Source organism: Bacillus sp. FJAT-27251 (genome assembly GCF_001273925.1).
In the GTDB taxonomy this organism is placed as follows: Bacteria; Bacillota; Bacilli; order Bacillales; family Cytobacillaceae; genus Mesobacillus_B.
Map to the genome: position 1 here is coordinate 4,961,547 of NZ_LIGG01000001.1, position 23,736 is coordinate 4,985,282.

Annotated in this window: 27 protein-coding genes; 9 read left to right on the forward strand and 18 right to left on the reverse strand. The window is 47.6% G+C overall.

From position 1 onward, the window contains the following. Positions 1-91: 91 nt before the first annotated feature. Complete coding sequence (gene ytrH, locus ADU22_RS23475; protein WP_046523449.1) at positions 92-421, forward strand: sporulation membrane protein YtrH; 330 nt, start codon at positions 92-94, stop codon at positions 419-421. A 2-nt stretch (positions 422-423) separates the two neighbouring features. Beyond that, positions 424-927 (forward strand): sporulation membrane protein YtrI, encoded by a 504-nt coding sequence (gene ytrI / locus ADU22_RS23480; RefSeq protein ID WP_053364330.1) that lies wholly within the window; start codon positions 424-426, stop codon positions 925-927. A gap of 296 nt (positions 928-1,223) precedes the next feature. On the opposite strand, the gene ADU22_RS23485 is transcribed toward ytrI, so the two are convergent. Further along, on the reverse strand, positions 1,224-2,156 hold the full coding sequence (locus ADU22_RS23485; RefSeq protein WP_053364331.1) for a DHH family phosphoesterase: 933 nt from the start codon (positions 2,154-2,156) through the stop codon (positions 1,224-1,226). A 146-nt stretch (positions 2,157-2,302) separates the two neighbouring features. Between ADU22_RS23485 and ADU22_RS23490 the strand changes: the two genes are divergently transcribed. Beyond that, complete coding sequence (locus ADU22_RS23490; protein ID WP_053364332.1) at positions 2,303-2,602, forward strand: YtpI family protein; 300 nt, start codon at positions 2,303-2,305, stop codon at positions 2,600-2,602. 97 nt (positions 2,603-2,699) lie between these two features. On the opposite strand, the gene ADU22_RS23495 is transcribed toward ADU22_RS23490, so the two are convergent. The 3 genes from ADU22_RS23495 to ADU22_RS23505 all read right to left on the reverse strand — a co-directional run bounded on the left by ADU22_RS23495 (position 2,700) and on the right by ADU22_RS23505 (position 5,180). Continuing rightward, positions 2,700-4,019 carry a CBS domain-containing protein gene (locus ADU22_RS23495; RefSeq protein WP_053364333.1) on the reverse strand — a complete coding sequence of 440 codons (1,320 nt, stop codon included), beginning with the start codon at positions 4,017-4,019 and terminating at the stop codon, positions 2,700-2,702. A 108-nt stretch (positions 4,020-4,127) separates the two neighbouring features. Next, a complete protein-coding gene (locus ADU22_RS23500) occupies positions 4,128-4,373 on the reverse strand; it encodes a hypothetical protein (RefSeq protein ID WP_053364334.1) in 246 nt (81 codons plus the stop codon). A gap of 129 nt (positions 4,374-4,502) precedes the next feature. Next, entirely contained in the window at positions 4,503-5,180 is a 678-nt protein-coding gene (locus ADU22_RS23505; protein ID WP_053364335.1) for a metal-dependent hydrolase, read from the reverse strand. Between the two features lie 188 nt (positions 5,181-5,368). On the opposite strand from ADU22_RS23505, the gene ADU22_RS23510 reads away from it, so the two are divergent. Beyond that, complete coding sequence (locus tag ADU22_RS23510; protein ID WP_053364336.1) at positions 5,369-6,466, forward strand: M24 family metallopeptidase; 1,098 nt, start codon at positions 5,369-5,371, stop codon at positions 6,464-6,466. 146 nt (positions 6,467-6,612) lie between these two features. Beyond that, a complete protein-coding gene (gene deoC / locus ADU22_RS23515) occupies positions 6,613-7,287 on the forward strand; it encodes a deoxyribose-phosphate aldolase (RefSeq protein ID WP_053364337.1) in 675 nt (224 codons plus the stop codon). A 286-nt stretch (positions 7,288-7,573) separates the two neighbouring features. Here the strand turns inward: deoC and ADU22_RS23525 are convergent, their stop codons facing one another. The 3 genes from ADU22_RS23525 to ADU22_RS25105 all read right to left on the reverse strand — a co-directional run bounded on the left by ADU22_RS23525 (position 7,574) and on the right by ADU22_RS25105 (position 10,076). Beyond that, positions 7,574-8,509, reverse strand: a complete 936-nt coding sequence (locus ADU22_RS23525) for a manganese-dependent inorganic pyrophosphatase (protein WP_053364339.1) — start codon at positions 8,507-8,509, stop codon at positions 7,574-7,576. A gap of 154 nt (positions 8,510-8,663) precedes the next feature. Continuing rightward, positions 8,664-9,785, reverse strand: a complete 1,122-nt coding sequence (gene ald / locus ADU22_RS23530) for an alanine dehydrogenase (protein WP_053364340.1) — start codon at positions 9,783-9,785, stop codon at positions 8,664-8,666. 141 nt (positions 9,786-9,926) lie between these two features. Further along, the gene (locus ADU22_RS25105; protein WP_173427543.1) at positions 9,927-10,076 is read right to left on the reverse strand and encodes a hypothetical protein; all 150 of its coding nucleotides are present in this window, start codon (positions 10,074-10,076) and stop codon (positions 9,927-9,929) included. A gap of 106 nt (positions 10,077-10,182) precedes the next feature. Between ADU22_RS25105 and ADU22_RS23535 the strand changes: the two genes are divergently transcribed. Beyond that, on the forward strand, positions 10,183-10,635 hold the full coding sequence (locus ADU22_RS23535; RefSeq protein WP_053364341.1) for a universal stress protein: 453 nt from the start codon (positions 10,183-10,185) through the stop codon (positions 10,633-10,635). Between the two features lie 70 nt (positions 10,636-10,705). Beyond that, positions 10,706-11,617: a nuclease-related domain-containing protein gene (locus ADU22_RS23540; protein ID WP_053364342.1), complete on the forward strand. Its 912-nt coding sequence runs from the start codon at positions 10,706-10,708 to the stop codon at positions 11,615-11,617. Positions 11,618-12,043: 426 nt separating this feature from the next. Here ADU22_RS23540 and argH read toward each other — a convergent pair whose 3' ends face one another. Both argH and ADU22_RS23555 read right to left on the reverse strand, forming a co-directional pair. Then, positions 12,044-13,417 (reverse strand): argininosuccinate lyase, encoded by a 1,374-nt coding sequence (gene argH, locus ADU22_RS23550; RefSeq protein WP_053364344.1) that lies wholly within the window; start codon positions 13,415-13,417, stop codon positions 12,044-12,046. After that, positions 13,414-14,622: an argininosuccinate synthase gene (locus ADU22_RS23555; RefSeq protein ID WP_053364345.1), complete on the reverse strand. Its 1,209-nt coding sequence runs from the start codon at positions 14,620-14,622 to the stop codon at positions 13,414-13,416. Before ADU22_RS23555 ends, argH begins: the two co-directional genes overlap by 4 nt. 206 nt (positions 14,623-14,828) lie before the next feature. Between ADU22_RS23555 and ADU22_RS23560 the strand changes: the two genes are divergently transcribed. Then, the gene (locus ADU22_RS23560; RefSeq protein WP_053364346.1) at positions 14,829-15,143 is read left to right on the forward strand and encodes a hypothetical protein; all 315 of its coding nucleotides are present in this window, start codon (positions 14,829-14,831) and stop codon (positions 15,141-15,143) included. A gap of 38 nt (positions 15,144-15,181) precedes the next feature. Here ADU22_RS23560 and ADU22_RS23565 read toward each other — a convergent pair whose 3' ends face one another. The 9 genes from ADU22_RS23565 to sppA all read right to left on the reverse strand — a co-directional run bounded on the left by ADU22_RS23565 (position 15,182) and on the right by sppA (position 22,784). Beyond that, entirely contained in the window at positions 15,182-15,694 is a 513-nt protein-coding gene (locus ADU22_RS23565) for a MogA/MoaB family molybdenum cofactor biosynthesis protein (protein ID WP_053364347.1), read from the reverse strand. Further along, a complete protein-coding gene (locus tag ADU22_RS23570) occupies positions 15,691-16,533 on the reverse strand; it encodes an EcsC family protein (protein ID WP_053364348.1) in 843 nt (280 codons plus the stop codon). Before ADU22_RS23570 ends, ADU22_RS23565 begins: the two co-directional genes overlap by 4 nt. A gap of 126 nt (positions 16,534-16,659) precedes the next feature. Then, the gene (locus ADU22_RS23575; RefSeq protein ID WP_053364349.1) at positions 16,660-17,847 is read right to left on the reverse strand and encodes an acetate kinase; all 1,188 of its coding nucleotides are present in this window, start codon (positions 17,845-17,847) and stop codon (positions 16,660-16,662) included. Positions 17,848-18,197: 350 nt separating this feature from the next. After that, positions 18,198-19,184 (reverse strand): class I SAM-dependent methyltransferase, encoded by a 987-nt coding sequence (locus ADU22_RS23580; RefSeq protein WP_053364350.1) that lies wholly within the window; start codon positions 19,182-19,184, stop codon positions 18,198-18,200. 186 nt (positions 19,185-19,370) lie between these two features. Next, positions 19,371-19,871, reverse strand: a complete 501-nt coding sequence (gene tpx / locus ADU22_RS23585) for a thiol peroxidase (protein WP_053364351.1) — start codon at positions 19,869-19,871, stop codon at positions 19,371-19,373. A 135-nt stretch (positions 19,872-20,006) separates the two neighbouring features. Next, a complete protein-coding gene (gene ytfJ / locus ADU22_RS23590; protein ID WP_046523471.1) occupies positions 20,007-20,471 on the reverse strand; it encodes a GerW family sporulation protein in 465 nt (154 codons plus the stop codon). Between the two features lie 17 nt (positions 20,472-20,488). Next, positions 20,489-21,184 carry a DUF2953 domain-containing protein gene (locus tag ADU22_RS23595; RefSeq protein WP_053364352.1) on the reverse strand — a complete coding sequence of 232 codons (696 nt, stop codon included), beginning with the start codon at positions 21,182-21,184 and terminating at the stop codon, positions 20,489-20,491. 70 nt (positions 21,185-21,254) lie between these two features. Beyond that, the gene (locus ADU22_RS23600; protein WP_231687989.1) at positions 21,255-21,692 is read right to left on the reverse strand and encodes an RDD family protein; all 438 of its coding nucleotides are present in this window, start codon (positions 21,690-21,692) and stop codon (positions 21,255-21,257) included. A gap of 84 nt (positions 21,693-21,776) precedes the next feature. Beyond that, positions 21,777-22,784, reverse strand: coding sequence for a signal peptide peptidase SppA (gene sppA, locus ADU22_RS23605; protein ID WP_053364353.1), 1,008 nt, complete (start codon positions 22,782-22,784; stop codon positions 21,777-21,779). 149 nt (positions 22,785-22,933) lie between these two features. Between sppA and ADU22_RS23610 the strand changes: the two genes are divergently transcribed. Further along, positions 22,934-23,734, forward strand: a complete 801-nt coding sequence (locus ADU22_RS23610) for an NAD kinase (RefSeq protein WP_053364354.1) — start codon at positions 22,934-22,936, stop codon at positions 23,732-23,734. Positions 23,735-23,736: the final 2 nt, after the last annotated feature.

Genomic DNA, 23,736 nt, shown 5'->3' on the forward strand with positions numbered 1-23,736 from the left:
CCTTTTCCGCCGGAAGTTTTATCATAAACAATACGGTATGTCCATAGGATGTATGGAGAATGTATCTTTGTCCAAAGGGGACCTAATATGTATGAACCAGCCTTTTTTCGCACATCTGTTTGAAAGCTACTTTATTGCACTTGGTGTATTGCTGGGCGGGTCACTCATTGGCGGCCTTGCCTCGTTTCTGACCGGCCAGCCCCTCCTGACCCAGATACTGCGGATATCGGATTTAATCAGGATCTGGGCAATCATCGCCGCCATTGGCGGGACATTTGATACGGTATATAGTTTCGAGCGCGGTCTGATGGATGGAGAGACAAAGGATATCTTCAAGCAATTTTTGCTTATCCTCTCTGCAATGGGCGGGGCGCAAACCGGAGCTGTCATCATCAAATGGCTGACATTGGAGCATGTATAGCCATGAGAATCCCGCCTTTATACCGCAAGCCTTCCTGGCAGCGTTTCTTTGCAGGCATGGCCATCGGCGCGTCCTTAAGCTGGTGTGTTTTCCTCTATATGCACGGAGTCATGATGGAAAAAAAGTCCGCTCTTATCAGCAAGCAAAAAAAGGATATCGCCAACCTGGAAAAAGATATTAAAATCTGGCAGGACGATTATAAAGCTTTGAATGAAAAAAACCTGGAGCAGCTGACCATACAGGAAATCACCATAAAGATCACTAACGGGAATAAATACGAATTTGACAGATTGGGAATGTATGAGGCAGAAGAGGAGATTAAAGATGACTTGAAGTTTTTTCTTGCCAAGGACCTTGAATTTGTCTACAAAAGCAGGGACTTGATTGAAAAGATCATTGAGAACAAAGTTATTCCCATGAACGGCAAGCGGTACAGGCTGGAAATATCTTCCATGTTCATCTATACAACTCTCAACATCCAGCTGAAAGTCCACCTTGATGAATAATAACAGCCCTGTGGCACAGGGCTGTTTCTTTTTAAAAAAAGTATAACTTAGTTAACTGTCCAGCTCCAGCGCCTAGCCAGTTTTCATCCTTGAATTTATCTTCTTCGAATATCTTGCGAGAAGCGTAGCTTTGAGCAGCTCGAGTCATAAGCCACTCCAGAATTGGAGGCAAAGAACGCCTTCTATTCTGAAGCGTCGTATGCTGGTCGGGGCTGGGCACTAAGGAAAGTCTTCCAAGAACAAGCATCGCAGGAACAATCCGCTTTTAGATTGTTCCGAAGGCGCTTTCGCTTTTTTTATTTACAAAGCTCAATCAAATCGGCCATGACGTTTTCGGCTTCTTCCCAGGCATGGATGGAAGCGCCCGAAGCAAGCGGGTGGCCGCCGCCATGGTACTTGCGGGCAAGCCCGTTGATGACCGGACCCTTTGAACGGAGCCTTACCCTTATCTGGTCATCTTCTTCAATGAAGAATACCCACGCTTTTATCCCTTTCACATTGCCAAGCACACTCACCAGAAGGGATGCTTCGGATGGCCTGACACCGTATTCCTCCAATAATTCCTTCTTCATGACCACCGCCGCAGCTCCATTGGGAAGCAGTTCGAAATTCTGCAGTACATATCCATTCAATTTAATAACATTAGGCTCCAGCTCATACATGCGGTCAAATAATTCCGTCCGTGAAAATTGGTAGTGAATCAGCTCGCCGGCATAGGCAAATGTCTTCTCCGTTGTACTCGGATAAAGAAACCGGCCTGTATCGCCAACAATCCCGGCAAACAGCAGGCGCGCCGCTTCGTCGGAGATGCTAAGCCCACGGTCCTGGAACGTTAAATAGAATTCATAAATCATTTCGCTTGTTGAACTGGCTTCGGTGTTGACCCACAGAAGATCTCCATACGGGTCCTCGTTTGGATGATGGTCAATTTTCACCAGCTTCGCTCCAAGCTTGTAGCGTTCATCGCAGATGCGTTCCTGGTTGGCAGTGTCGCATACAATCACAAGGGCGTTCCGGTAGGCTTCATCCGGAATCACATCAAGCCTTTTCATGAAGTGCAGCGTCTTTTCTTCCTTTCCCACCGCATACACCTTCTTTTGCGGATAGGATTCCTTCAGGATTTCAACAAGCCCTCCCTGCGAGCCGTACGCATCAGGATCGGGCCTGACATGGCGGTGGACGATTATCGTATCAAACTGTTCGATGGCTTCAATAATTTGCTCTTTCATGCGTCAAACCCCTTCGGCGGTAAAAATTGTTAATTCATTAATTATAATCACTTAAAGGAAAAATGGAAAGAATTCAGTCTGTCTGGTGGCATTTCCTGAAAAATACGTTAAAATAAGAGAAGATTTTAAAATTGGAGGAACCTGAAATGCCATTACTTGTGTTTTTCATTGTGATTTCATTTTCCATGTATGTATTCTATAAAATTAAATATGTCCGTTCTTCCCGGCCGGTCGAAAGGAAATGGCTTTCTGCCAAATCCAGCATCGCCCTTGGCCTTTTCGTCGCCCTGTTTGGCGTGAACCAGCTGTTTTTATTTCAATCCGCAGTCACTTACATTGTGGCCGGCATCTTTATCGTCATGGGCGGACTAAGCGTCTATGCCGGTGTAAAGGCCTACCAGCATTATCTGCCGTTTGCGATACGAGAAGCAGAAGAAGCTAGATAAGATATGGAAAAATTCATTTTGAAGATCAATTTTTAAAAGAAGCCGTTCTTTGACCGGCTTCTTTTTTTACTGTTAAGCCCGGACTTTGCCTGTTTTCCTAATGCCTGTCGATCAGCTGGCACACCATCATGGCTTTACCTACAAGCACGCCTTCGCTATGGACCTCAACATCCATCTTCCCGAACTTTCTCCCCACCTCAAGGATGCGGGGATATATCTCCAGAACACGATCGATTTGCACAGGCTTAATAAAATAGATCGTCATGTTTTCAACAACAAGATCGCCTTTCTTATATCCCCTCAACACCCGGTTGGCCGCTTCGGTAACCAGAGTGGTAAACACTCCGTAGGAGATGGTTCCAAGGTGGTTGGTCATCTGCGGTGTAATGGTGCAGCGGAAAGTACTTTCATCCTTCAGTTTCCCGCGCGAGACCACAAGCTGGCTTGTCACGGTATCGTCAAGCGTTTCGCCAACCTGGGGCTGCCGCTGAATCATCTGCAGGGCTTTCAGGACGTCCTGGCGGCTGATCATTCCCTGAAGCCTGTTCGCATCATCCACAACAGGCAATACCTCAATCCCTTCCCAGACCATCATATGGGCGGAGGAAGCGACGCTTGTCTTCTCGCTAACCGTCATCGGCTGCTTGGTCATGATTTTTTCAATAGGAGTCTCCATGTCGTCTCCCATGATATCCTTTGATGTCACCATTCCCTGTACCTTCGTGTTGCGGTCGACCACCGGGAAACGGCTGTGGTTGGTCTCCTCCTTCAAGCGATACCAATCCGATACTTTTTGATCAGTGGTGAGATAGGCCGTTTCAGCAAGAGGCGTGAGAATATCTTCCACCAGGACGATTTCCTTCTTGATTAGTTGGTCATAAATGGCACGGTTAATCATTGTGGCAACCGTGAACGTATCATAGCTGCTTGAAATGATCGGAAGCTGCAGTTCATCGGCCAGTTTTTTCACATGCTCTTCCGTGTCGAATCCCCCTGTGACCAGCACAGCAGCCCCCGCCCTCAATGCCTGCTCATGGGCCTTATCCCGGTTTCCGACAATCAGCAGGTTGCCTGCACCGGTATAGCGCATCATTGCCTCAAGCTTCATCGCCCCAATCACGAACTTGTTCAAAGTCTTGTGCAATCCGGACCTTCCGCCAAGAACCTGGCCGTCCACAATGTTCACCACTTCCGCATAAGTCAGCTTTTCGATATTCTCTTTCTTTTTCCGTTCGATCCTGATGGTGCCGACACGTTCGATGGTACTGACGTATCCTTTGTTTTCGGCGTCCTTGATCGCCCGGTAGGCTGTGCCTTCGCTCACATTCATGGCCTTCGCGATTTGGCGCACCGAAATTTTCTCCCCAATCGGAAGGTCATCTATATATTGCAAAATTTGTTCATGCTTTGTAGCCAAGACTTTCACCCTTTATAATTTAAGTTTGCGTACGCAAAAAACAATCATCCATCTTATATTATAAAGTGAAAAAAGCCTTGGTTCAAATTGATTTGACGCAGCCCAAGCTTATCTGGCAAGCCCCCTGGTCCGTTCCCGGTCCTGCTTCGCCTTTCCTTCCCCTCTATTTGCCATTTTCCTTTTCGGTGTATACAGGAAGGCAGACAGGTTTCCAGCGACTACGCAAAAGGCCAGCATCAGCCATGCCGCGGCAAACAAGCCGTCAGCGCCAGCCGAGAACGACATCCTCGGCACAGCAAAATAAAGCATGAGTCCGCAGAACAGCAGGTATAAAAGGTATCGATTCTTGTGCATTTGTATCCTCCCCCATTTCATTAAGGCTTGTTTTATTCTTATGCATAAAGCAAAAGAAAAAAGCCTCTTTCCCCGGAGAAAGAGCAAAAAAACTGCCTCGCGAATGCTCGCGGGCAGTTTATGTTCCGTTTATAATTCCAGCTGCTGTCCCGGTTCAAGGAGCACTCCATTCTTTTCTTCAAGAAGGTCCAGGAATTTTTGCGGATCCTGTTTGATTGGCGGGAATGTGTTAAAGTGGATCGGCACCACCCGCTTTGCCTTGATGAATTCCGCCGCCACGGCAGCATCCTCGGGCCCCATCGTGAAATTATCCCCGATTGGCAGGAAGGCCAGGTCAATCCCATGGCGCCCAATCAGCTTCATATCCGAAAACAAGCCAGTATCCCCTGCATGATAAATGGTTTTGCCCTCTGCCATGACAAGGACGCCAGCAGGCATTCCGCCATAGATGATCTGCTGATCTTCGGTGGCATAGCCTGAGCCATGGAAAGCCTGGGTCATTTTTACCTTCCCAAAGTCAAACTGAAATGCGCCTCCTATGTTCATCCCATGCGTGCGGACTCCCTGCCAGCCAAGGTATGTAGCCAAATCGGCATTGGTAATGACCAGCGCGTCATTCCTTTTGGCAATCTCTACAGTATCACCAACATGGTCATTATGGGCATGCGTCAAAATGATATAATCCGCTTTGACTTCCTCTGCTTTTAAATCAGTCAGGCTGTTTCCGGTAATAAAAGGATCAATCAAAACTGTTTTTCCTCCCGTCTCCAGCTTCACCACTGAGTGTCCATGATAAGAAACGTTCAACTTCATCTCTCCTTTGCTTTTAGTCTCCTTACATACTTCCATAAAAATAGGAAGAACCCTTCTCCTGTATACCCAAATTTTCCTCTTCTAAAAGTTTACTTTTCCCGGGCCAGTTGCTACGCTCAGATAGAGCGGCAGTAATTGCTGAACAGAAACTCAGGATAAAGTGAAGAACTGGAGGGAGAATAATGAATAACCGCATTAATGCACTAACAGAGTGGATGAAAGACCAGGGAATCGGGACGGCTCTTCTCACTTCCCCGGAAACTGTATTTTATTTAAGCGGATTTTTAAGTGATCCACATGAACGGCTGCTCGGAATCGCTGTATTCCAGGAAGCCGAGCCTTTTTTGATTTGTCCCGGAATGGAGAAAAATGATGCAAGAAAGGCAGGCTGGGAGTATGAAATCATTGGCTATAGCGATACAGACTCCCCATGGGAACTAGTTTCCAGAGCCATCTCTTCAAGGGGAGAAACTGTACATAAAGCAGCGATTGAAAAAGAGCATATGAATGTGGAGCGCTATGAAGAAATGAAAAAGCTTTTCCCGGCAGCCGAATTTGTCGCCGCCGAAGATAAGCTTAGACAGCTGCGCCTGAAAAAGGATAAAAGCGAACTTGAAAAAATCCGCCAGGCTTGCGAGCTCGCCGACTTTGCCATCCAAACAGGTGTAGAGGAGATCAAAGAAGGGAAAACCGAAATGGAAATCCTGGCTGCCATCGAATATGCGTTAAAGAAAAAAGGCGTCCGGGAAATGTCGTTTTCCACCATGGTACTTACCGGCGAAAACGCCGCCTCGCCGCATGGCACTCCTGGCGAAACCAAAATTAGGAAGGGCGACCTTGTCCTCTTTGACCTCGGCGTCGTTGTGGATGGCTATTGCTCTGATATTACCCGGACTGTTGCCTGCCATGACATCGGCACCGAACAGGAAAAGGTCTATCAGGCTGTCCTTGATGCCCAGCTGAAGGCAATTGAAGCAATAAGGCCCGGAACTCCATGCTCCAAAATTGATCAAACGGCCCGCAGCGTGATTGCCAAAGCAGGATATGGAGAATATTTTCCGCACCGCCTTGGCCATGGCCTTGGCATCAGTGTACACGAGTTCCCTTCCATCACGGAAACGAACCCGCTCCTGATTGAAGAGGGAATGGTCTTTACAGTCGAGCCGGGAATCTATATACCTGGACTTGCAGGAGTCAGAATCGAAGACGATATTGCTGTCACCAATACAGGAATTGAAGTGCTGACAAAGTTTCCGAAAGAATTGCAAATCATTAAATAGAAACTATGGCCTCATTGCCAAACCAGCTTAGTACGGTTGGACAAACAGCTTTTACATTTGTTCAAATGGTTCTTTACTTATGTTCACCCACTTGATATATTATTGAAGTAACTGCTATCACAAGATTAAATGCAGGAGGAATAAACATGACAAATTCACTGGCACAAATGATTGACCATACACTGCTTAAAGCAGATGCAACCGAAGCCGATATTGTAAAATTGGCCGAGGAAGCAAAAGAACATAAATTTGCCTCTGTCTGTGTGAACCCGGCCTGGGTAAAAACAGCCGCTAAAGTTCTTAACGATGTTCCAGAAGTAAAAGTATGTACTGTCATTGGCTTCCCTCTGGGCGCATCCGCTTCAGAAGTAAAGGCGTTCGAAACGGAAAACGCCATTAAAAACGGTGCCGGAGAGGTTGATATGGTCATCAATATCGGCGCTTTGAAAGGAAAGCAATACGATGTTGTTGAAAACGATATCAAAGCAGTAGTGGATGCCGCAAAAGGAAAGGCGTTGACAAAAGTCATCATCGAGACATCCCTGCTTACCGACGAAGAAAAAGAAACAGCCTGCAAGCTCGCTGTACAGGCAGGCGCGGATTTCGTTAAAACTTCCACAGGATTCTCGACTGGCGGCGCTACCAAAGAAGACATCGCCCTCATGAGAAAAGTCGTCGGTCCATCCATCGGCGTAAAAGCATCCGGCGGAGTCAGAAGCCTGGAAGATGCCCAAACAATGATCGAAGCCGGCGCCACCAGAATCGGCGCAAGCTCCGGTGTGGCCATCATGAAAGGACAAGCGTCCAACAGTTCTTATTAAGAGGAAAAGCGGAGCCGACTGCTCAGCCCCGACAGGCATAAGACGCGCCTGAATAGAAGGCGTTCTTTGCCTTCAATTCAGGCGTGGCTTATGACCCTAGGGGCTAGGAGGCGTAGCTGGACAAGAGGAAAAGCGGAAGTGCCTGTCCAGCCCCGACAAGCGCTGGAGGTCCCGGCGGAGAAGTCGTTCTTTGACTTCACCTCCGGGACCGAAGCGACTCGAGGGGCTAGGCACTGCAGCTGGACAACAAAAAATGAAGAAGCTCCGGCTGGGCCGGAGCTTCTTTTTATGCTCGTGCAATCAATGTAGTTGTCAATACAGGCACTACCTGCTTCTTGCGGGAAACAACGCCCCTCAATGTAGCCACATTTTCTTCCAGGCTCACACTGAAAGCTTCCTCAACGGCTCCAGCCTGGTTTCCAAGTGCCAAAGCGGCAGAATCATTGGTCAGGATATCGGTAATAACCAATAGGAACAAGTCGAGTTCCTTCTCGGTGATGACCTTTGTCAGCGCCTCTTCAAGCTCTGCCTTGCGGACCAAAACATCATTCACATCCACTGTGTTAACCTGGGCGATCTCCACTTTAAAGCTTCCCATGCTGAATTCCTTGGCATCGAGGGAAATCAGCTCTTCAATGCTCTTGCTGCTCAGGTCTGCCCCTGCCTTCAGCATATCAAGGCCGTAGGTTTCCGCCTCTACGCCTGCAATTTCGGCAAGCTCCTTCGCCGCTTCTATGTCCTGCTCGGTGCAGGTTGGCGATTTAAATAAAAGGGAATCGGAAATAATCGCGGACAGCATAAGGCCTGCCGTTTGGCGATCGGGCTGCACATTGTTTTCCTTGAACATTTTATTCAGGATGGTCGCTGTGCATCCCACTGGCTCCACACGGAAATAAAGCGGGTCACTTGTTTCAAAATTGGCCACACGGTGGTGGTCGATTACTTCAAGAATGCGGACTTTTTCAATGTCATCAGCGCTTTGCTGGCGCTCATTATGGTCAACCAAAATGACATTCTGGGTTTCTTCCGCAATGTTTTCAACAAGCCTAGGCTCCTCCGCCTGAAAGTAATTCAATGCAAAAGCCGTTTCTCCGTTAATTTGTCCAAGCCGGACAGCCTCCACATTTTCACCAAGCTGCTTTTTTAGGCTGGCATAGGCAAGTGCAGAACAAATTGAATCAGTATCAGGGTTCTTGTGCCCAAAAATCAATACATTTTCCATCCAAGACACTCCTCATTTCCATATTCACGGCTGCTGTGTTCCTTCGTGCTGCAGCCTGCTTTTAATCTTCATAAATTATAAATTATCATTAATTATCATTTTTCACAATGTCCCCAGCAAAAAAGATTCAGTTTACACTGAATCTTTCATTCCGTTATATCTGGCCTAGCAATGTCCTTGCATCAGTATATGGGAGGTCCTGCGCTTCGGCAACCGCCTTGTAAGTGACATGGCCGTTCAGGGTATTGATGCCCTTTAAAACCGCCTCATTTTCGAGGCTCGCCTGTTTAAAGCCTTTGTTGGCTATCTGAACAGCATATGGTACCGTCACATTTGTCAAGGCAACGGTCGACGTCCTCGGCACGGCGCCAGGCATATTGGCTACAGCGTAATGAACAACGCCATGCTTCTCATATGTTGGATTGTCATGTGTCGTAATCCTGTCTGTCGTCTCAAATATTCCTCCCTGGTCAATCGCAATGTCGACCACGACGGAGCCTGGGGTCATTGATTTAATCATATCTTCGGTCACAAGCCTTGGCGCCCTTGCCCCTGGTATCAGCACCGCACCAATCACCAGGTCTGAATCCTTCACAGCCTGTGCAATATTATACGGATTGGACATCAAGGTTGTAATGTCCTTGCCAAAGATATCGTCAAGCTGGCGGAGACGGTCCGGATTCAAGTCAATGATGGTTACCTCAGCCCCAAGCCCGACTGCCATCTTCGCTGCATTGGTACCTGCGACTCCGCCGCCAATGATTGTCACCTTTCCTCTTTGGACTCCGGGAACACCTGCCAGCAGGATTCCCTTGCCACCATGGACTTTCTCCAGGAATTGGGCGCCAATTTGCGCCGCCATCCTTCCTGCCACCTCACTCATTGGCGTCAGAAGCGGCAGAGCCCCGCTGGGCAGCTGGATGGTCTCATAGGCCAGGCCGACGACCTTTTTATCTGTTAACGCCCTTGTCAAAGCCGGCTCTGGCGCAAGATGCAAATATGTAAATAAAATCAAGCCTTCTCTAAAATATTCAAATTCCTCAGCCAGCGGTTCCTTTACCTTCATCACCATCTGTGCCGACCAGGCTTCTGCGGCACTGCCGACAATTTTGGCACCCGCCTGCCCGAAATCTTCATCTGTAAAGCCCGAGCCCGTGCCGGCACCCGTTTCAATCAGAACCTCGTGGCCAAAGCGCACAAGATTTACCACTCCTGCTGGTGTCATCGCAACCCGATTCTCGTTGTTTTTAATTTCTCTAGGTACTCCAATACGCATGTATATTCCCCTTTGCAAAAAATATAAAAACAAGTCGTGCTGGTCCTTACAGGTTAAAAAAACCTTAGGAAAAGGCTTATTATATTTATTTTAGTTGGTAAAATAAAGAAAAACAAGCTGGTTTTCCAGCTTGTTTCCGTTTTAGTCTTTTTTTCGGCCGGGTGCCCTTCTCTGCGCTTCTGCGGGATCAATCACTCCGCTGTTGTAAGAATCCATGATTTGTCTGCTCGTTTCAGATGCCGCCTGGTCATCAAACTGGAAAGAAAGACGATTCTGTCCGCGTTTTTCCATCCCCATTCCTCCTTTCTGTCCACCTTATTGTTCGCCAGTTTGTAACAGCCATACCGAAATCCTTCAACTTCCTTATTGTATAATTAAGGTAAGGAGGAGATGAACAATGGGACTCAAATATAGGAATGTTTTAGTTGCCGTTGACGGATCCAAGGAAGCATCATGGGCTTTCAAGAAAGCCATCGAGGTTGCCAAAAGAAATAACGCAAAGCTGTTCATGACTCACATTATCGACTTGCGGACATTTGCCACAGTCGAAGCCTATGACCGGACGATATCCGAGCGGGCACGGCAATTTGGGGTAGAACTTCTCGAGAACTATAAACGGCAGGCACTGGAGGCCGGGGTCACAGATGTAGCCTACGAAATCGACTACGGCTCTCCAAAGGTAAAAATCGCCAAGGATATCGCCAAAAAATTCAACGTCGATCTCATCATCTGCGGAGCCACCGGAATGAACGCCGTCGAAAGATTCTTTATCGGCAGCGTCTCCGAGCACATCACCCGCTATGCGCCATGCGATGTGCTGGTCATAAGGACCGAGAAAGATACAGATTGAACCTTCTGGGCCTGGCAGCTAGTTGTCAGGCCCTTTGTTCCGAAATTTCAATTGGAATGGAAGTGAGTTTTTGTTTTTAAATCCCCGCACTGTTTCAGATGAGCTGGAAATTCTACGGCACCTGAATGTACGCATGACCCTCCCCCCAAAGGAAACGCAATCCCTCATCCGGCTGGAAAAAGGCTTCCAGGGAGAGCTGGTTTTTGACCAGTGGCTCACGAACCTTAAGGTGGAAGTCATCATCCTTAGCGACCTATTGTTTGAGGCCCAAAAAACCAAATTCCAGATTGACAGCCTGGCGATCACACAAGACAGACTTTATTTGTCCGAAGTCAAAAATTTTGAGGGTGACTACTTATACGATACCGAAAATGATCGATTCTTTATTTGCTCCGGCAAGGAAATAACCAATCCGCTTCACCAGCTTCAAAGATGTGATACTTTGCTTCGCCAATTGCTCGGAAACCTGGGTTTCCAGTTTCAAATCGTCTCCCAATTAGCCTTCGTAAACCCCGAATTCAGCCTATACCAGCTTCCCAGGGACCTGCCAATTGTACTGCCCACGCAATTAAATGGATTTATAAGAAAAATAAACGGCACACCTTCCAATCTACACAGGAGGCACAAGGTACTGGCTGACCAATTACTCTCCAATAATATAAAGGAATCTCCCTATCCCAAACTTTTCAAGTATGAGTACGGGCGGCTGCGAAAGGGAATTTGTTGCAAGGCGTGCAAGTCGTTTAAACTTGTTGTGAAAGGGAGTGTGCTTGTGTGCAGTAAATGCAGTTGCAAAGAGAGGGTTGATGAAGCTATAGTGCGAAGCACATACGAGTACAAGCTTCTATTCCCTACTGAAAAATTAACAGCAAAAACTATAAAAGAATGGTGTGCGATTATCGAATCGGACTGGATTATAAGAAGAACACTTAAAGAGACCTTTATGGCAAAAGGAAATGGACAGTGGACTTATTATGAATGAAGGTGTTACCTTGATTGGCGCAATTCTCTCTGGGGCTCTCGCTCCTTTTTGAGTCAAGAGCCTTGATTAACGCAATTTCTCTGGGACTCCAGCTTCTTTTTTACGCCAAGAGCCTTGATTAAGCAATTTTTCTGGGACTCCAGCTTCTTTTTTGCGCCAAGAGCCTTGATTAACGCAATTTCTCTGGGGCTCCAGCTTCTTTTTTGCGCCAAGAGCCTTGATTAACGCAATTTCTCTGGGACTCCAGCTTCTTTTTTGCGCCAAGAGCCTTGATTAACGCAATTTCCCTGGGACTCCAGCTTCCTTTTTACCCCAAGAGCCTTGATTAACGTAATTTCACTGGGACTCCAGCTTCTTTTTTGCTCCAATGCCCTCCGCCTTCCAATTCAAGCACAAAAAACCACGCAGCCCCCGCTGCGTGGTTTCCTACTTCAATAGCTTCTTTGCTTTATTAATTTGCGCGGTTACCTCGGCAAATCCGGTGCCGCCTGCAGAGTTTCTGCGGATGACTGCATTGCGCGGGTTGAGCGCTTCGTAAATGTCTTCTTCAAACAAGGAACTGGAAGCCTGGTAAACTTCAAACGGCAGATCCGCCAGGTAGCAGCCCCGTCCGATGCAGTCGAGGACAAGTTTCCCGACGACTTCGTGGGCTTCGCGGAATGGCATTCCTTTGGCTGCCAGATAATCCGCAAGTTCCGTTGCATTGGAAAAATCCTTCCGGACACTTTCTTCCATTACCTGCTCATTCACGTTCATCGTTTCTACCATTCCGGAAAAGATCTTCAGCGACCCTTTTACCGTTTTAACAGTATCAAACATTCCTTCCTTGTCTTCCTGCATGTCCTTATTGTAGGCGAGCGGCAATCCTTTCAGTACGGTCAGAAGACTAACAAGCCCTCCGTAGACGCGTCCTGTTTTTCCGCGAATCAGTTCGGCCATGTCCGGGTTCTTCTTCTGCGGCATGATGGAGCTTCCGGTTGCGAAGGTATCATCCAGCTCGATGAAACGGAATTCCTGGCTTGACCATAGGATGATTTCCTCAGCAAGGCGGGAAAGGTGCATCATCATCATCGAGCTTGCCGACATGAATTCAATGATGAAATCACGGTCGCTGACCGCATCCAGGCTATTTTCATAAATGCCCGCAAAGCCTAGGAGCTCTGCCGTATATTCGCGGTCGATCGGGAAGGTGGTTCCGGCAAGCGCGCCGGCTCCCAATGGGCTGATGTTGATGCGTTCCAGCGCGCCCTTGAACCGCTGCTTATCCCGCTCAAGCATCCAGAAATACGCCATAAGATGATGCGCAAAGGAAATCGGCTGAGCCCTTTGCAAATGGGTATATCCCGGCATGATGGTTTCCACATGCTGCTCGGCCTTGCCGACCAGCGTCTGCTGAAACTCGGCAATCAAGCCCAAAATTTCGGAAACCTGCTCTTTTAAATAAAGATGCATGTCGGTGGCTACCTGGTCGTTTCGGCTCCTGGCCGTATGAAGCTTCCCGCCGACAGGGCCAACAAGCTCCGTCAGCATTTTTTCCAGGTTAAGATGGATGTCTTCATATTTGCTGGAGAACTCAAGTTCCTTCTTTTCGGCTTTTTCCTTCAATTGCTTCAGGCCGCCGATGATTGTCCCAGCTTCATCCTTCGTCAGGATGCCGCATTTTTCAAGCATGGCCGCATGGGCCATGCTCCCTTGCAAATCTTCTAAAACCAATTCCTGGTCAAATGAAATCGAAGCTCCGAATTCATCGACCCACTCTTCCGCGGAGGCTGTGAACCTTCCGCCCCATAATTTCTTCACACGTTCACCTTCTTGCCTTGCACCATGCTTTGTACTTTTGTTGGAAGGCCCCACAGATTGATGAATCCTACAGCGGCATTATGGTCGAACTCATCCTCTGAAGTATAAGTCGCCAATTTCTCATCGTACAGGGAGTAAGGAGATTTACGCCCTTCAACGATTGCGTGGCCTTTGAACAGCTTGACACGTACCGTTCCTGTCACATGCTTCTGGGTATCCTTCAGGAAAGCCATCAGCGATGTGCGCAGCGGCGAGAACCATAGGCCTTCATAAATAAGCTCCGTCAATTTTTTCTCGATGACCGGCTTGAAGTGCGCTACCTCTTTTACGAGCGTGATATCTTCCAATTCCTTATGGGCTTTGATCAATGTAATGGCACCAGGGCATTCATACACTTCACGGGATTTGATTCCGACAAGGCGGTTTTCGACATGGTCGATACGGCCGACGCCATGCTTCCCGGCAATGATGTTCAATTCAAGAATCAGCTGGGCAAGCGAGAATGACTTGCCATTCAAGGAAACTGGCACTCCTTCAATAAACTCGATTTCAACCATTTCAGGGGTGTCCGGAGTGTCTTCAAGCTCCGCTGTCAGTTCATAGGCTTCCTTAGGCGGAGCCTGCCATGGATCTTCAAGAATGCCGCACTCATTGCTGCGTCCCCACAGGTTCTGGTCGATGGAGAACGGACTGTCCAGGTTGATTGGAATCGGAATATTGTTTGCTGCCGCATACTCAATTTCCTCTTCACGTGACCATTTCCATTCACGGACCGGAGCCAGCACCTCAAGTTCAGGGTTCAACGCTTTAATGGAAACTTCGAAACGAACCTGGTCATTCCCTTTTCCTGTACATCCGTGGGCAACAGCGACAGCCCCTTCCTTCTCGGCCACTTCAACCAGCTTCTGGGCAATCAGCGGGCGGGAAAGTGCCGATACAAGAGGATACTTGCCTTCGTAGAGAGTATGGGCCTGAAGGGCAGCCAGTGCATACTCCTTCGCAAACTCTTCTTTCACATCCAATACATATGATTCAACAGCGCCGATTTTCAACGCTTTTTCTTTAATGAAATTAAGGTCTTTTCCTTCACCGACATCAAGACAGCAGGCGACCACTTCATACCCTTGTCCCTGAAGCCATTTAATTGCAACTGATGTATCAAGCCCGCCTGAATAAGCAAGCACTACTTTTTTTGAGTGTGTCATGTGATAATCTCCTTTTGAATATTTATACATTGTTTTATATGTTTATTCACTTGATATATATCAAATTAACAGGTTTCGCGTTATTTTTCAATCCTTAATTCAAATTTTTTTTAAAAACTTTCTGATTTTGAGTGTAAAAATAGAAATGGAAGGCTTATTGGAACTGTTGTAAAATAAAAGCAGGACAAAAATGGGGTGACTTTTTGATGGAGGAACATTTCAGCTTTGATGAGCGGCTTGGCATCCAGCTGCCTGCCTTTAAAACAGATTGGGACCGGCTACCGGAGAAGGTACAGCATGACGTTCTCCTTTATTGGGAACGAATCCGCGGAAGCATTCCCGACCGGATTGAAGACCTGGAGGCAGAAATCAATTCCAAACAGGCCGAACTGAATGATGAGTCTGATTTTAAACGATCCTGTACCCTCAACAGCGAAATCGCCGAGCTTGCATCGATTATCAACGACCTTTGGCTTTGGTATCGGACCCATCAGGATGTAACCGCAAAATTGCACCAATGAGCCTGAAAAACCCCTCCAGCTCCCTGGAGGGGTTTTCTTTACAAGTCCTTCTGCAATTCCCTGACAACATGGCCGATTTCCGGAAGGATCAGCTTTGTCATCGCAAGCTTGACTGCTCCTGTGGATCCGGGCGTGGCAAAGACCGCCTTGTTGTTCACGACTCCCGCAGCCGCCCTGGACAATAAGGCCGCTGAACCAATATCCTCCTGGTAGCTGAGCATCCGGAACAGCTCGCCAAATCCGGTAATCTCTTTCTGGAATAGTTCCTGTAGCGTTTCAATCGTGACATCACGCTTTGCAATGCCTGTTCCTCCATTGGTGAGCACAGCGTCGATACCAGGTTCGCTGCAGCTCCTCAGGACTTCATCCCGGATTGGATCTTCCTCGTCTTTTACAATTACATAATCCACAATGAGGTGCCCCTGGCCCTCAAGCAGCTCCATCATCAGCTTACCGCTTTTGTCTGTCTTCTTGTCTCTTGTATCACTGACGGTAATCACTTTGCAGCGGACCTGGCTGGGGGCCTTCTGCTTATGCTCCTGTGTGCTCATTTGTTCCACTCCCCTCTATGCAGAAAGTATCTCATTTGATAATATTTATGGGCAAAGTCGGTTACCCTCCTTGTCAGCTGGTAATTGGCGCTGGCTCCGATGGCCATGCTGATGACCGGAAGCCCCTGAAGCAGCCTTTTCCGGAAAAGGACGATGGCGAGCCCTTTAAAAATATGATTGACTGGCTGCTCAAGCCAAGTAACATCAGTCAGCTCTTCTTTCCCCAGATAAAAATAAAAATCCCCCGCCTCCTGCAGGTCATCCGTCAGTTCCATCCATCCGCTTCCCTGCATCCGTTGCGGCATCATGGCCACATGGAAAACCTTCAGGGCAGCCATCATTTCAAATGGCGTGTTGGCCTCGAAGCCATATGTAAGCCCAATCAGCTGAACGGCCCTCAGGTTGATGACTGCCATGGCAGGAATGTCCGACACGAGCGGAAGGTTCCCGCCGCTGCCTGATAATCCGCCCTGGACAAATGAGTACATACGGTGCCTGGCAATCTGCTGCTCGGCAATGTATTCAAGCTGTTCAATGGACAAGTCCTTCAGGTCACTGATTGAAACAAGCTCAGGGTTGAACACCCGCCCGGCGGATAGAATCCTTTCCTTGGCGTCCATCTGCAGCTGCGATCCCTGTATAAGCGAATGAAGATGAAACAGTCCGCTGTCGAACCTCGAGAAAAATTCCTTTTGGATCTCCTCGGGCAGCAGGGAAAATGTCCGTTCCAAATATCGGTCGTAAGCAAGCTCCAGATCATTCGGCTGATAATCGGCGAGAGAGACCTCCCAATCCTGCAAATTGCCGAGAACCTGCTTTTCCCTTTCCGTTAATGACATTGGCGTATACCTCCGGAAAATGACTTTTTCTTAGTATAGCACAACCCGCTGCCGCAATGCTTTCTTTGCCATCGCCGGAATCCAATCATAAAAAAAGGCAAAAGCCGGAGCTTTTGCCTTTTTTGCTTATTTCGTCAGTCTTACAATATCTCTCGCAATCATGACTTCTTCATCCGTCGGGATGACCATTACTTTAACAGGAGAATGCGGATAGCTGATGAACGCTTCTTCTCCTTGCGCTTTGTTCAAGGCAGGATCCCAGTAAACGCCCATGAATTCAAGGCCTTTCAGTACACGTTCGCGGATGGCAGAGCTGTTCTCCCCAATTCCTGCAGTGAAGATGATGGCATCGACACCGCACATGCGCGCCGCATACGAACCGATGTATTTATGGATACGGTCACCGAATACCTGAAGCGCAAGCTCGGCACGTTCATTTCCTTTTTTCGCTTCGTCTTCGATATCGCGAAGGTCGCTGGAGAATCCGGATACGCCAAGCATGCCGCTCTCTTTATTCAATACGTTCAGGACTTCGTCCGCCGTCTTGTCGGTTTTCTCCATGATATATGGAATGAGGGCTGGATCGATATTTCCGGAGCGAGTGCCCATGGTAACTCCCGCAAGCGGGGTGAAGCCCATTGACGTATCAATCGATTTTCCGCCCTCGATGGCAGCGATACTTGCACCATTGCCCAGGTGGCAGGAGATCAGCCTCAGCTGTTCAATCGGGCGGCCCAGCATTTCGGCCGCTCTCTGGGAAACATACTTATGGGATGTTCCATGGAAGCCATATTTACGGATTCCATATTCTTTATAGTAATTGTAAGGCAGGCTGTATAAGAAAGAATTTTCCGGCATGGTCTGATGGAAGGCTGTATCAAAAACAGCTACTGCCGGCACATTCGGCAAAGCCTGATGGAAGGCGCGAATACCTGTCAGGTTCGCAGGATTATGCAGAGGAGCAAGCTCTGAAAGCTTGTCAATCTTATTCAGTACTTCCTCTGTGATCACGACTGAATCGCTGAACTCTTCTCCCCCGTGGACAACCCTGTGGCCAACGCCCTCAATTTCATCCAGGGATTGGATGATGTTTTGGCTGATCAATTTATCGAGCAGCATTTTCACTGCGACTTCATGGTTGGGAATATCGAGCACATCTTTAATTTTTTCACCATTAACGGAAATTTGAAAAATGGAATCGTTTAAGCCGATTCGCTCTACAATCCCTTTTGTAATAACCTCTTCACTTGGCATCTCAAACAACTGGAATTTCAGAGATGAACTGCCTGCATTGATTGCAATCATTTTCGCCATTTCTGTACCGCTCCTTTATATAATGACTTGCATCTGCATCCTGTTTATTTTGTGCAGCAAGCCCCGATTCTATCTGTCCAATGACAATTAAAACACTGCCTATCCTACATTTCAAGGAACTTGACAGCTGTGAGCGTTTACAATCAAAATGAGTATTTATTCGGACACTTTGAATTGTCAGTCATTAGCTTTTACCCTTTTATTAACCACATAAGCCCTATGGCAATACCTCTTTTGCCTTCATAAAAAAAACTGGGCCAAAGCGAAGGCTTTGGCCCAGTTTTAAGGAATAATTAATGTTTAGGGTTTTGGCTAGAACCTTGCTTTCCGCACGAATGCCGTACACCCCGCTATTTTTTGTTTTCCGCAAACCATTCGTCAATTTTCCCAAGAATCCTGCTCATGGCTGGTCCATCCGACAGCTTGGGCAAATCAACAAGCAGGGCCTGTTTTGGCGGCTTCAATCCTTCTCCCTTTTTCTGAAGGATTAAAATGCTCTTTGCTGCCTGCTCGCTTTTGAACATGGTTTTTGGAAGCTGGATGATCCCCTGGATGTTCAGATGGTTCTGTATCAGGCTTCGCAGGCTGCCGGCCTGCTCACTTTCAAAGAGGCCGTTTGGAATGACAAAGAACATATAGCCTCCATCTTTCACATGCCGGGTGCTTTGCTCAATGAACAGATGGTGGGCGTATGTATGTCCGCTTTCGGCTTTCACCTCGAATTCGGACGCCCGCAGATCATTGGGGTAGTATCCAACCGGGAGGTCACAAACGACTGCATCCACCGGGTCAATAAATAATGGTTCAAGGGCGTCCTGGTTGAATAGCTCAACTTCATGCTCCAGCAGATTGGCATTCACATAGGCCAGCCTGATCAGCACATCGTCAATTTCAATCCCCGTTGAATCTATCGCTTTATCTCCCTGCTGATTGAGCACGGTCGATAAAAGGTTCCCCGTTCCAACCGCCGGGTCAAGGAGGCGGAATTCCTGTTTATTTATAAATTTCGTTATAAGATATCCCATAAACAATCCGACCGAATCCGGGGTCATCTGATGATGGGCTTGGACATTTTCCTGCATGCCCTTCAGGATGGCCAGCTGGAATCCTTTTCTTATTTCTTCTTTGGAGCGGCCGGCCAGACTTACTTCACTATAAAGCTTTTCGAGCCTTTTGCTTGTCCACTCACTGATTTCTTCCTGCATGACCTTGCCGTGAAACAGGTTTTCCCCGGTTTCGGCTAACGCTTCAAGGTATGTACAAGATAATTCATCTTTTAATAAATCGGCTGTCACATTAAACATCGTGAACAGCTTTTCGACTGGTTCTATGTTCATTGTTTTCCTCCTGGTCTTTCATCATTGTATATTTTACCTTTGATTTTTCCATGCCACAAGCGGTTGGACTCGGGAGAACGAGGCTGTCGCAGCCTGAATGGCTTGTTGTTGCCAAGAACGATGAAAGCCGCAGAAGGGTCTGCGGCTTTCTTGTTGGGCTGTGCTTATTTCCCACATTAGGCTTATTTATTTTGCTTGCTTCGCTGCTTCGATGGCTGCTTCATAGTCTGGGTGGTTTGTTGCTTCGCTCACGTATTCTGCATAAGTCACCTGGTCATTGGAATCAACGACGAAAACGGCACGTGCAAGAAGGCGAAGCTCCTGAATGGCCACTCCATATGCTTCCCCGAAAGAAAGATCACGATGGTCGGAAAGAGTTTGTACGTTTTCGACTCCGCTAGCTCCGCACCAGCGCTTCTGTGCGAATGGAAGGTCCACAGAGATAGTCAGAACCTTCACATTGTCCAGCTTGTTCGCTTCTTCGTTAAAACGGCGGGTCTGCGCATCGCATACGCCTGTATCAAGTGAAGGCACAACGCTGATCAGGCGTACGGAGCCTTTCGAATCATCAAGTGTAACAGCAGACAGGTCGTTTGCCAGCACACTGAAGTTCGGTGCCTTCTCTCCAACCTTGACTTCATTTCCAAGCAAAGTAACCTTGTTCCCCTTGAAAGTAATATTTGCCATATTCTCATCCTCCTGGTCCATTATATGTACAGTGTAAATATATCTTTTAAATGAAAAATTTTCAAATAATAGAGCACTTCAAAGGCAAATAAAAAGTTAACCTTCCTTGCGGTCAGTTAACTTTCCCGGGTTGATCTACATTTCCAGGTCTTCTTTTGGCCCGTCATATTTGCCAGGGTTAGTTGGCTGAAGATTGTCTTTCTGGCCGCCTTCATTATTGCCGCCGCTCCCCTTGGACATCATTTTTTGGATTTTTTCCACTGCCTGTGGCGCGGCATCAAGGATTTTTTCAATCAGGTGGGTATTTTCATCAAGATGGAGCATCCTTACTCCCTGGGAACTGACAATCAAAAATGCGATAGGAGTAATGGAAACACCGCCGCCGCTTCCGCCGCCAAATGGATGCTTCTCTGAGCCGCCATTTTCCAGGGTGAACTCGCTGCCCCCCGCCGCAAACCCAAAGCCTACTTTGGAGACCGTCATAATCACACTGCCATCAGGAGTTTCAACTGGGTCCCCAATAATGGTATTGACATCAATCATTTCCTTCAGGTTTTCCATGGCTGTAGTCATAAGTCCTTGAATTGGATGTTCAGACATGCGCAACTTCCTCCTTATTAAATCGAGTTTGCATTATTATTAGAAAGGACCGAAAGCGGCTTCGTTTTAAACTCCGGCATTCCGCCCTTCCAATATTTCACAAGTTTTATTCCTGCCCAAATAGCATGCCCCATTGTTATTTGAAACATACACTTCAAAAGGATTTGCGATGTTGCTCTCTGAAAATTCGGGGTGACCGTCACTACCGGGCTCGTGACAAGCCTCATATAATGGCTGAGGATGGCAAGGATCCCTCCTTTAACAGACCAGATCGCGCCGCATGCTATCGCGGTGGATGCAGCGTCACCTATGCCCACATTCGTGTGCCACTCAAGCTTTTTGACCTTCACCTTAGCCAGGAGTTTTTTAACAAGAGAATGCAACCCGACAATATGCTCGATTAGGGCCCTTGCATCTTCAAGGGAGTCAAGCAGGTCTTCCTTGTCAAAACTGCGCTCCTCCTGCGCTTTCGTCGTTTCGCTGGGTCCCGTTTTCGTTTCCTCGGCAATGACAACAGAAGGGCTGTCCTCATCAACCGCTATCATGGGAATGTCTTTGCGGAGGGTAAGCAAACCTCCTAGCGCCCTGACCACAACCTTCAGGTGGTCGTTATCGTTCCCATGGTAAAAATCGATATGGACACTCGCCTTGGAGAACAACATTAAAACCAGAAGCAAGATCAGGAATAGCAGCACCAGCAGCAGCCAAATCACACTGTTTCACAACCTTTCAGCCTACCATTATGGCCATTGCCCCAAAAAAATAAACCTGCCAGAGGCAGGTTTAGGAATTTTCATGGACAACGGATGTATCAGCGAACAAATCATGCAGCCCCTGTTTTTTGGGCAAAAACGCAACAATCAAATAGGCAACCACCAGAGTGGAGGAGATGAAGCGGCCAATCCACTCACGGAATAACACCGTCCCCCAGGATAGAGGTTCTCCTTTTAAATCCACTACCCTCAACCCAAACACCATCTTGCCCAGCGTCTGTCCAAAGTACTTTGTCATCAGCACAAAGTACAAGTAAAAAACAATGGCCGTCACGATGGCAGCAGGTGCAAACATGCCCGACTCCGCCACAGGCAGCCCAAGTGCACGAAAAACGGGGAAAACAATCAGCCGGTTGAGGCTGCCTATTACCACCAGGTCCAGCAGATAGGCCCAGAACCTCATCCAAAATCCGGCATAGCTGCTTACAGGCACTATAGATTCTGCCATTCCATGGCTGCGGCCTTCTTCGGGATGCTGCCCCATTTCTTCCATTCCGGTTTCATGGTCATGTGTGGTCATTTCCTCGCCTCCTTATTCAGCATATAGATACATGAGCCTTGGCGAATTTGGCTCTGACAACAGCTTCATCATGCCGGCCATTTCCAAATCCTTGCCCATTATCTTTTGGGCGCTTACTCCAAAGAGCGAGCGGAAACCAATGTTTTCAGAGTATTGGACAACCTGGGCATTCCCCAGTTTCTTATCTTCTTTTAAGGCTGAGACAACATCGTCGAAATGGCCGAAGCCGTCAATTAAATTAAGGTCCTTCGCCTGGCGTCCATCATAGATTCGCCCATCCGCCAGTTTTTTAACTTCTTCCACGCTCATGCCCCGGCCATTGGAAATGACCTCGACAAAGCCCTCATATGAGTTATTGATCATTTCCTGGAGAATTTCGCGTTCATCCTCCGTCATCTCTCTTGAGCCGCTCATGATGTCTTTATATGGCCCGCTTTTAATCGTCATGAATTCGACACCATACTTTTCTGCCAGCCCGGAATAGTTGATTCCCTGCATGATCACTCCAAGTGACCCTGTCAGTGTCTCACGGCTCGCATAAATCTTTTCTGCGGGAGCCGAGATGTAATATCCCCCCGATGCAGCCATGGATCCCATAGAGATATAGACCGGCTTCCCGGCTTCCTGGATTTCAATAATCTTATCATGAATCTCGGCACTCTCGACGACGCCTCCTCCAGGAGTATTCACTCTGAGGATAATCGCCCTGACACTTTTATCCTCTTTCGCATAGTCCAGCTGGTTCATGAACCCGCGATGGTGATATCCGGCCGTTTCAAAAATGGATCCCGGTGTGCCAGTATCCTGAATGACTCCGTTAATGGACAGAACGGCAATCTTGTTAAATCCATCCCCTTCTTCCAGAACCTCCTCAATCATGGTGTCATCACCCGAGCCAAACAGATCGGTCAAGGCTGATTCCGCATCCGAAAAAGCAAAGGAAGACATTAAATTAACAACCGTTGATACAGCAAACAAAACAGCGGCAATGCCAAGTGCGGCCCATCTTTTTCCATTCATGCTGCTTCCCCCTTCTCAATTAGTGTTTCATTTTTTTGAATCCCGAAAAAATGGTAAACTAATATTAATCCTCCCTATTTTAGCAAAAGGTGTTAAAAAAGGGGTAAGATTATACCAAGACTATGACAAAATTTTATGGAGGAATCATCATGCCTAATCGCCGCAATCTTTATTTTTACCATAAGCCCGATGCAGAAATGAAGGAGAAAGTTGCCCCGTTGTATGATTTGGCCAAAAGATATGATTTCACCCTGGAAAAGGACTACACGAAGGCCAATATCATTGTCTCGGTCGGAGATGATGACACCTTTCTCCAGGCCGTCCGAAAAACGGGATTCCGCGAGGACTGCCTTTATGCGGGAATATCCACTTCACCTAAATTGACCATGTATTGCGATTTCCATTCCCAGGATAAATCCAAAATCATTGAAGCAATCACGACCGATAATGTGGAGGTAAGGCGCTATCCTACAATCGAGGTTAATGTTGATGGTGAAACTTCCTTCAGCTGCCTGAATGAGTTCAGCCTCCGTTCTTCCATCATTAAAGCCATTGTGATGGATATCTTTATCGATGACTTGCATTTTGAAACCTTTAGAGGGGATGGAATGGTCGTAGCCACGCCAACCGGCAGTACAGGGTATAACCGCTCGGTCAATGGGTCGGTGGTAGATCCGTTGCTGCCTTGCATGCAAGTAAGCGAAGTCGCCTCTGTTAACAACAATCTGTACAGGACTCTCGGGTCCTCCTTTATTCTTTCCGGCGACCGGAAGCTTTCATTGAAAGTCGTCCAGGACGGAAATGACTACCCGATTATGGGCATGGACAATGAAGCGCTCAGCATCCAGCATGTTGAAAGTATTGATGTTAAATTAAGCGGGAAAGTGATCAAAACAGTCAAGCTGAAGGATAACTCCTTCTGGGAAAAGGTAAAGCGAACCTTCCTATGACC